This is a genomic window from Peribacillus sp. SIMBA_075, from assembly GCF_046534585.1.
This window is the reverse complement of record NZ_JAWRYN010001228.1, coordinates 1-249: the sequence shown is the minus strand read 5'-3', so window position 1 is coordinate 249 and position 249 is coordinate 1. Positions and strand designations below refer to the sequence as shown.

Sequence of the window (249 nt, the reverse complement as noted above, 5' to 3'; positions counted from 1 at the left end):
ATCGCGAAACACCACTTCTTCCAAAAAACGGCGGATAACCGCTTGGCCGAAGCCTTTGCCGCGGTAGGCAGGCGCCCCGATAAGAATGTCCAAGCCAGCTGCACGCCGCAATTCCTGGAACTGTTCACTGCCCGGATAATCGCTCCAGCGGAATGTTTGGATATAGCCGATCGGCTGTTCTAGATAATAAATCAAAAACGGTTCAGTCGGATCTTTGCCTTTGATGCTGCCGACAAATTCTCGCACGAA

The 249-nt window shown here is 51.8% G+C and carries 1 protein-coding gene; it reads right to left on the bottom strand.

The annotated features are described in order from the left end of the window. The coding region (locus SB775_RS32235) for a GNAT family N-acetyltransferase (protein ID WP_410865360.1) at nt 1–249 on the bottom strand (249 nt) is incomplete at both ends.